This window comes from Nitrosospira multiformis ATCC 25196, assembly GCF_000196355.1.
Taxonomy (GTDB): domain Bacteria; phylum Pseudomonadota; class Gammaproteobacteria; order Burkholderiales; family Nitrosomonadaceae; genus Nitrosospira; species Nitrosospira multiformis.
Window position 1 is genome coordinate 913130 of record NC_007614.1, and the last position, 8983, is coordinate 922112.

General features: G+C 56.7%; 7 protein-coding genes. 3 read left to right on the plus strand and 4 right to left on the minus strand.

The features are described from left to right. The first annotated feature begins 389 nt into the window (after positions 1 to 389). The 3 genes from NMUL_RS04220 (at position 390) to NMUL_RS04230 (ending at position 3613) form a co-directional block, all read left to right on the plus strand. The gene (locus tag NMUL_RS04220; protein ID WP_011379539.1) at positions 390 to 1220 is read left to right on the plus strand and encodes a methane monooxygenase/ammonia monooxygenase subunit C; all 831 of its coding nucleotides are present in this window, start codon (positions 390 to 392) and stop codon (positions 1218 to 1220) included. A gap of 323 nt (positions 1221 to 1543) precedes the next feature. Further along, positions 1544 to 2368 carry a methane monooxygenase/ammonia monooxygenase subunit A gene (locus NMUL_RS04225; RefSeq protein WP_011380154.1) on the plus strand — a complete coding sequence of 275 codons (825 nt, stop codon included), beginning with the start codon at positions 1544 to 1546 and terminating at the stop codon, positions 2366 to 2368. After that, entirely contained in the window at positions 2369 to 3613 is a 1245-nt protein-coding gene (locus tag NMUL_RS04230; protein WP_011380155.1) for a methane monooxygenase/ammonia monooxygenase subunit B, read from the plus strand. It begins immediately after the preceding gene. Between the two features lie 378 nt (positions 3614 to 3991). On the opposite strand, the gene pdxR is transcribed toward NMUL_RS04230, so the two are convergent. The 4 genes from pdxR to haoB all read right to left on the minus strand — a co-directional run bounded on the left by pdxR (position 3992) and on the right by haoB (position 8980). Then, positions 3992 to 5518 (minus strand): MocR-like pyridoxine biosynthesis transcription factor PdxR, encoded by a 1527-nt coding sequence (gene pdxR, locus NMUL_RS04235; protein WP_011380156.1) that lies wholly within the window; start codon positions 5516 to 5518, stop codon positions 3992 to 3994. Between the two features lie 158 nt (positions 5519 to 5676). After that, positions 5677 to 6279 (minus strand): NapC/NirT family cytochrome c, encoded by a 603-nt coding sequence (locus NMUL_RS04240; RefSeq protein WP_011380157.1) that lies wholly within the window; start codon positions 6277 to 6279, stop codon positions 5677 to 5679. A 1-nt stretch (position 6280) separates the two neighbouring features. Beyond that, on the minus strand, positions 6281 to 6988 hold the full coding sequence (gene cycA, locus NMUL_RS04245; RefSeq protein WP_011380158.1) for a cytochrome c-550 CycA: 708 nt from the start codon (positions 6986 to 6988) through the stop codon (positions 6281 to 6283). A gap of 876 nt (positions 6989 to 7864) precedes the next feature. Then, a complete protein-coding gene (gene haoB / locus NMUL_RS04255; RefSeq protein WP_011380159.1) occupies positions 7865 to 8980 on the minus strand; it encodes a hydroxylamine oxidation protein HaoB in 1116 nt (371 codons plus the stop codon). Positions 8981 to 8983 lie beyond the last annotated feature (3 nt).

Here is an 8983-nt window from a genome sequence, read left to right on the forward strand (position 1 = left end):
TGATCATGCTGCGGATTTCGAGGAGCAGGATATAAATCCTGGCATGAAGTTTACCCTGTTTGCCTTCTGACAAACTGCTTGACTTAAGGGTATGGCGGGGAGTAGTCTTTACGGGCTTATGGGTATGTAAAGTACTGGTAGCGGCAATAAAGGTGGTACCAGGGAAGGATTTGGGTGTTCTGGTGCGGCTGTTTGGTGCTGCCGGTATTGGGAAGTAAGCGACAATTTGTTCTTGCGCGCCGGGTTTTGTGCAGTAGAGAAGCGGCAGCAAGCGGATGTTGGAAGTTGGAAGCATGAAGGGCAAGCGCTTCTGCCGGAATTGACGAGGGAGGAAGCGGCTGCCGGAAGCAAGGCAGTACTTGATTAACAAGATAGCAGGAGGAAGCAAAATGGCAACAACGATGGGAACGTCGAGCCCGGCCAAGACGAGCGGCCGGGACTACGACATGTCGCTGTGGTATGACTCGAAGTGGTACAAGTTTGGCCTGATCACGATGCTGGCGGTAGCGATATTCTGGATCTGGTACCAGCGCACGTTTGCCTACTCGCACGGGATGGACTCGATGGAGCCTGAGTTCGAGAAAGTGTGGATGGGATTGTGGCGAGTGCACATGATCGTGATGCCGCTGTTTGCGCTGATCACCTGGGGCTGGATCTGGAAGACGCGGGACACGAAAGAGCAGCTGGACAATCTTGATCCGAAGCTTGAAGTCAAGCGCTACTTCTACTGGATGATGTGGCTGGGTGTATATCTGTTCGGCGTGTACTGGGGCGGCAGCTTCTTTACCGAACAGGACGCCTCCTGGCACCAGGTCATCATCCGTGACACGAGCTTCACGCCAAGTCACGTAGTGGTGTTCTACGGCTCCTTCCCGATGTACATCGTCTGCGGGATAGCAAGCTACCTGTATGCGATGACGCGTCTGCCGCTGTATTCGCGCGGCACCTCGTTCCCGCTGGTCATGGCGATTGCAGGTCCGCTCATGATTCTGCCGAACGTTGGGTTGAACGAATGGGGTCACGCCTTCTGGTTCATGGAAGAACTGTTCAGCGCACCGCTGCACTGGGGCTTCGTGATTCTGGGCTGGTCGGGGCTGTTTGCAGGCGGGATTGCAGCGCAGATCATCACGCGCTACTCCAACCTGACGGACGTCGTCTGGAACGGCCAGAGCAAAGTCATCCTCAACAACCGCATCGTACCGTACGACAAGGCGTTTTAAGGACTGACTCGCTGACACACGCATAAGCAGCAATAGCCGCATCGCCTCCGAACAGGAGAGCGATGCGGCCAGCGGTAACACAGCCGGGCAGACTCAAGCAATGCGAAGCGGCGGCACCTGGAGCAAAAGGGGAAGGGAGTCGCCGGATCCGGGAGCAACAAGGAAGCGACAAGGGATTTATACAGTCATGTAGACCCTTGTTGAATCACGAGGTTCCCGGGAATTCGCGGCAACGTCATCAGGGACTGCAAGGATGGCAAGCAGTAGAGCAGCACGGCAACGATTGATATGTTTTAGTCGCGTAACATTTGAGGGAGGGTGCGATGAGCAGAACAGATGAAATACTGAAGGCGGCGAAGATGCCGCCCGAAGCGGTAAAGATGTCCAGGATGATAGACGTGATTTACTTCCCGATTCTATGCATCCTGCTGGTTGGAACCTACCACATGCACTTCATGCTGCTGGCGGGTGACTGGGACTTCTGGCTTGACTGGAAGGACCGGCAATGGTGGCCTGTGGTAACCCCGATTGTAGGGATCACCTACTGTGCCGCGATCATGTACTACCTGTGGGTGAACTACCGCCTGCCGTTTGGAGCCACACTGTGCATCGTGTGCCTTCTGGTGGGTGAATGGCTGACCCGTTTCTGGGGTTTCTACTGGTGGTCGCACTACCCCATGAACTTTGTATTCCCCTCCACCATGATTCCCGGCGCGCTGGTGATGGACACCGTCCTGCTTCTGACGCGCAACTGGATGATCACGGCACTGGTTGGCGGCGGCGCCTTTGGTTTGTTGTTCTATCCTGGCAACTGGACCATCTTCGGGCCGACCCACCTGCCGCTGGTGGCAGAAGGCGTGCTGCTCTCGGTAGCCGACTACACGGGCTTTCTGTATGTCCGTACCGGCACCCCTGAGTACGTGCGACTGATCGAACAAGGGTCACTGCGCACCTTTGGCGGTCACACCACCGTTATCGCCTCCTTCTTCTCCGCGTTCGTCTCCATGCTCATGTTCACCGTCTGGTGGTACTTTGGCAAGGTCTACTGCACCGCCTTCTACTATGTCAAGGGCGCGCGCGGCCGTGTCAGCATGAAGAACGACGTGACAGCATTTGGCGAAGAAGGCTTTGCCGAGGGGATCAAATAAATGAAGAACCTGTTCAAGAAGAGTATAGCCGGGGTATGCAGCCTTGCCGCCCTGGGACTGGCGCTGACGCTCGACATCCAGCCGGCGGCGGCCCACGGGGAACGCTCGCAGGAACCGTTCCTGCGCATGCGTACCATCCAGTGGTATGACATGAAATGGGGCCCCGAGACCACCAAGGTCAACGACATAGCCACCATGACCGGCAAATTCCACCTGGCCGAAGACTGGCCGCGCGCGGTGGGCAAGCCTGGACGCGCCTTCTTCAACGTAGGCAGCCCAAGCCCCGTGTTCGTGCGTCTTAGCACCAAGCTCAACGGCGAGCCGACCTACATCTCCGGACCGATGGAGATTGGGCGCGACTACGCCTTTGAAGTGAGGTTGAAGGCGCGCATCCCCGGACGCCACCACATGCACGCCATGGTCAACATCAAGGACGCAGGCCCGATTGCAGGTCCTGCCGCCTGGATGAACATCTCCGGCAGCTGGGACGACTTCACCAACCCGGTGAAGCTCTTGACGGGCGAGACCATCGACACCGAGACCTTCAACTTCAGCAACGGCATCTTCTGGCACATCCTGTGGCTGTCCCTTGGCATTTTCTGGATCGGCTACTATGTGGCGCGGCCCATGTTCCTGCCAAGAAGCCGGGTGCTGCTGGCCTACGGGGACGAACTCCTGCTCGACCCCATGGACCGGAAAGTTGCCTGGGTGGTGCTGATACTCACCTTTGGCATCGTCTGGGGCGGCTATCGCTACACCGAGACCAAGCACCCGTACACGGTGCCGATCCAGGCTGGCGAATCCAAGGTTGAACCGCTGCCGGTGAAACCCAACCCGATCGCAATCAAGGTCACGCACGCCAACTACGACGTGCCGGGACGCGCCTTGCGGGTAACGATGTCTGTTACCAACAGCGGCGACAAGCCCTACCGCATCGGGGAATTCACCACTGCGGGCGTGCGCTTCATCAACAAGGTTGGCTTGAAGCACCTGGACCGCGGCTATCCGAAGGAACTGGTGGCCACCGGTCTGTCGTTTGACAACGAGACGCCGATCCAGCCTGGCGAGACGCGCGAAGTCAAGATGGAAGCGAAAGACGCGCTGTGGGAAGTGCAACGGCTGATGGCGCTCCTGGGTGACCCGGAAAGCCGCTTTGGCGGACTTCTCATGACCTGGAGCGAGGATGGCGATCGCAACATCAACAGCATCGCAGGCGCGGTCATCCCGGTCTTCACCAAGCTGTAAGGACAAAGCCCGGGGGCAAGCCCTACAGGACTAATCCCGGGTCAATCCTAAAAAGCCGCCCGGCTCCTGCCTGACCAGGGCAGAAACCGGGCCAAGACTGGAACAGGCAGCATGCAAACACCGGTCCGCCACCGTTACAGACGGCAAGGTGGATCGGTGTTTTTTAACTTCCCTCCTGTTAACTGCCCCCTGTAAGCTCTTCAAGAAGCCTCCCAAAAGACCCCAAACGCAGTTCCTAAAACGGTAATATAGCTGCTCCAATTTCGATAATTTCGATAATATCGATTGTAGACAGCGGAAAGTGGCCAGAGAAATGCTACAGGAGTGCCTTCTCATCCATAAGACACTTTGATATGGACAGCGGCAGGGCAGGTTATCCTAAAGAGAGGGTGTCGCTACGTTATCCACTTTCTCTCGCATGGAAAGGGGGTTGAGTGACATATCCGCGAAAGCATCAGCAATTCGCCGAACACCAGCCCGGATCTGGTATTCGTTGAGGGAAGAAAAACCTAACACGAGCGTACGGGCGCTGTAGCGACAGCCACCGTAATCATAGCCCGTACCCCCTCCGATCGAGTAGATTCTTACTCCATGACGTAATGCAATTGTCTGGAGCTGAGCTGCAGGTGGATAGTGATCAGGAAGATGCCATGCCAGATGCAGGCCACTCTCAAGGCCGCTAAGGCGGATGGCCCCAAAATGTTCCCGCAGTGCTTCCACCAGACAATCACGGCGCTTACCATACATATTTCGCATGCGTCTCAGATGATTGCCATAAGCGCCGCTGCGGATAAATTCGGCCATAGTTGCTTGATCCAGCCAGGCATGCCCATTATTAAGCAGAGCTTTTGCAGAACGGGCAGCAGGAATCAATGCTTTGGGTACCACTAGGTAGCCTAGGCGCAGGCCCGCACCCATGGATTTGGAGAAAGTACCCAGATACATGACACAACCATAATCATCCAGTCCCATGAGAGCGGTCAGGGGCGATCCGCGATATCGAAAATCTGAATCGTAATCGTCCTCTATGATGAATGCCCCACAACGCCGCGCCCAATCCAGGAGCTTCAACCGGCGCTCGATGGGCAAGGTGAAGCCCAGGGGAAATTGATGTGAAGGAGTCACAAATAAAAGAGCAACTCCTTCCTTTGGTAGTTGTTCAACGTCGAGCCCTGCCTCATCCACAGGCACAGGAATCAATTTTGCATAGTAACTCTCGAAAAGCGAAGTGGCGCCTTGGTAGCAGGGATTTTCCGTTGCAACCATTGTCCCCTCTTTTACAAGAAGGCGAGCAGCAAGATTCAATCCCTCCTGAGAGCCGGCCGTAATAATTATCTGATCTGATGAAACGCTGATACCCCGCGCGACTCCAAGGTGGGCAGCGATGACTTCCCGCAGTTCCGATAGCCCACCGGGATCGCAACACTCCTCGAAGTGCATGTTTGCAGACATGAATGTCTTATTTACAAAGCGGCGCCATATCTTATGAGGAAACAGGTCGAGACCGATGCGATCCGGACAAAAATCAAAATCGAGATGCTGAACAGTGATGTTGGCGTGTATATGGCCGATAAATGGGATTACCGGCTGTTTGACAAATTCTTCATCACCAGGAGAGGAGGGGGTCACCCTGCGGGTGGCAGAAAGGCAGGTTTCAGGAAGCTCAAGGTTTACATACGTTCCAATTGCCTTCCGGGCCTGAAGATAGCCTTCGGCAATCAAACGATCATAAACCAGCAAAACAGTATTACGAGAAATACCCAGTTGTTCGGCAAGTACGCGACTCGCCGGGATGAGTGTACCGGGTTTTAGCTTACCGCCGAGGATAAGGTGGCGTAACTGGTCAAAAATCTGGCCTTGCAGCGATTGACGACTGTTATGGTCGAGTTCAATGGGAATTGCCATATGTATTCATGGCGGCAGATACGCGCGCTGGATTTCTGTTCCAGGTAAATTATCGATTCTGACATATTTTTATAATTAACGTAAGCCTACATACGATCTCAGCCGCTCTCATAAGTGAGAGCGGCTGATTGAGGGCTATTTACATACGAAGCGAGTGCTTACTCCTCGTCTTCCTCATCCTCGTCGTCGTCATCCTTTTTTTCGGGCTTGAGGACCATCTTGCCCTGCTTGATGCTCTCGTTCAGGTCGGTTTCTGCAACTTCCTTGTGCACCAGGTTCTGGTGGCAGTCGATGCAGGTGGCGCCTTCCGTCTCCATCTTCTTGTGCGCGGCCTTGGCATCGGCTCCGGGAGGCTGCGGATTCTTGTGGCAGGCGCGGCAGGTGCGGCTGTCCCACTTCTTGAGATTCATGCGCGCATCGTGCGCCATGATCAGGCGGCGCTCGTTGAATTTCTCCAGCGTGGAGTAGTCATTGACCATCTCCAGATAAAGCTCGCGCGCTCCGTCCACCACATGGGTCGCCACCGCCAGGTGGAAGTTCTGCAATCCCTGCGGGATGTGGCAGTCCTTGCAACCGGGGTTGGCGCCCAGGGCGCCATAGTGCGAGGATTCCTTCAACTCCTCGGCCGGATAAGTCATGGAGTGGCAACTGGTGCAGAATTCGGTGGTGGAGACGGCCGCTTCGCCGCCCAATACCACCGCCACCATCACCACGCCCAAGAGTGTGCCCACCAGGAGGGCACTACCTGTCTTCATCGCCATGTCAGTCGTCCGAACCTTTCTCGCCTACCTTGGCGCTGGACTGGAATTCATCGTGGTACTTGAACTTCGGATCCCCCGTGAAGACCCCATCGAGCTTGTAGTGCTCGTGCATGGCCTTGGTGTCCTTGACGTACTTGTCAAAGTCGAAGGTGTATTTCTTGTCCACGTCCGGGGTGAAGGGGGTGTAGGGTTCCTTGGCACCTTTCCACGGGCTGCCCTTGTAGTTCATGTGGCAGGCATTGCAGCTTTCCTCGAAGCTGAAGTCCTGCCCGGCATCGGCCAGCACCTGGCGGGAGGTGGTCTTCTTCGATTTCTCGAAAGCGGCGCCGGATTTGCGGTGGATGCCGCGGTACTTGGAGCCGGGTCCATGGCAGGATTCGCAGCCTACCCCGGTCAGGAACTTGCTCGGGTCGTCAATCGTGTAGCCGCCTTCCTTGCCCCAGCCATCCACATGACAGCCGACGCAGTCCTTGTCCTTGGTGTAGTCCTTGGCAGGATCGAGCTTGGCCTTCTTCTTGGCTTCGGCCTTGTTGTTGGGCTTCAGCGAGTCCATGGCCTTGGCGTGCGCCGTGCTGCCCCAGGATTCGGCCTGGCTCTTGTGACAGGAACTGCATTTCTTGCGGCCTTCAAACGATTCGGCAGAGGCGCTGCCGGCCATGACCGCAAACAGGGCTGCTGCGGCCAGGGCGAGTGTCATGCGATGGTTCATCCTTCCTCCTTTTTTCTTTCGGCAAATATATCCGTTGTTTCCGTTATATCCCTGGATTCGATTCTTGTATTTCTTCCAGCTCCATGCGACTGCAACCTGATCCGCATCCTGTTTTTCATTGCTTCCTGCTGCTTGTTCTTGTTCTTGTTCTTTTTTACTGTATTTCCCTGTTATTGTAATGCGCTTGCAATGATCGCAATGTCAGGACACACTTTTTATTGTGTCCATACTGTATCTCTGGTTCATACAGACGGGTAGCACCAGTACCATCACTCTTTCTGGTACCACTGGTACCGGTGGCACCCCCAGCGCAGCACGGGGGACCCGCAAAGCGGGGTCGGGCAGGGGGACCCGGAGCGCGGCGCGAGGGGCCCGCAAAGCGGGATCGGGCAGCGGGGGGGCGCCGGGATCGCGCCTGATACAAAGTGTACGGATGCATGGCTGTATCGTCGCCGAATTCTTTTTTCCCACGCGCGATCCCTTCCCGCAGCTTATATCCGGTATCGTGTTTCGGCTTGCTACAGCAAAAATCCTTGTTCCCGTGCAGGCCGCTTTGCAGTTCGATCGCCTTGAGAAGTACCGCGGCCGTGCCGGGTGCAGATGCGCAGAGGATCTGCGACAGGCTCAGCGTCGGTCGGGGACAAGGGCTACAGATGAATGGAAGAAACGCGGGCAACAGACATGACCTGTTCCGCATTCTGAATCAGGACTCAACAAGCTGTCAGGCAGAACCTGGCCTGCTTCAGGTAAATAAAAACAGCCCGGGCAAAGCCGGGCTGTGTTGCTACGTTTGATGAGGTGGCCCTACAGATGCGGTTGTCGGCAGAAGTGGGTGGTCATTAACCTGTGCCGTTTGCGTCAACCGCGATAGCGGATTTACTCGGCGGCCGGAGGCAGGACGGGCGCCGGAAAGGAGGCGGCATCCTCCGGGGTGGCGCCGGCTGAGGCAGGTTCCTTGCCGCCCGGTATCCTGTACACCCAGTAGCCCCCGGTCTGGTAGATGAGCTGCACCGCGGTCAGGTCAAGCGGCATCGACTGGGTGAAGGGCAGCATCTGCGCAATCAGGGTCTGGTCGCTTTTGTCATCCTTGAGGAAGTAGCCGCGCACCAGCCTGTCCGAGAGGGATTGCAGGGTGTAGGTCTTGTAGTTGTTGTCCAGCACCCATCGCTTGAGATAGTCGACCATGCCATGCATGTTGCCTTCCATGGGGAAGTTGCGATAGGCAACGTCGAACCGCCCCGGACGCATGACGCCAAGCTTGTACAGGTCGGTGACATGAATGGCAAGATAGGCTTCGCGATCGCCCGCCAGTTCGCGCAGGATGGCAGCCCCCGCTTGAGGTTCGGCCATCAGGGCATCGGCAAAGCGCTCGAATTTCTGCTCTTCTTCCCGTCCTGCCTTGCCGCCCCAGAAGTCGTCTTCGTATTTGCGGATGGCGTCAGCCTGCTTCTGCCACGGCGTCGGTATGACGAGGTAATCGGAGAACTGTCCGCTGAACAGGGTGTCGCGCTTCGAGAGAAGCTTGAGCTGGCGCGAGGTGTCCCACCAGCCAAGCACCAGCGCATCCTTGCCCGCGTACTTGTCGATGGCGGCAGCCAGAGTGGCCAGTTCGTTGAGTTTGAGATCGGTCGTGAGCAGCAGCTCACTCGTGCGGTTTTCCCAGTCGAGCCTCACCTGCGGGCCATTGGCCTGACGTGCCGCATGCAGCACCGCCAGCGGCTGGGGAATGTCTTCGGCAAAGACTTCATACCGGGCAATGGAAAGGTCCGGCCACTTGCCCAGTCCAAGCTGCGGGAATTTGTCTGCGCTGCCTTCTTCCGCCAGCTGGTAGCGGTAGGGGGCAGGCCCGGGATTGAACCATGCCCAGGCAAACCACAGGAGCAAAAGAATTCCTCCCGCCACCAGGAGAATGCCCAGTGAGGGGAGGAGTTTAGAGCCAGGCCGCGCCCCCGGGGTGGGGGCAGCGGCGCGGCTGGAAGTTGAGGCTGTCAAACT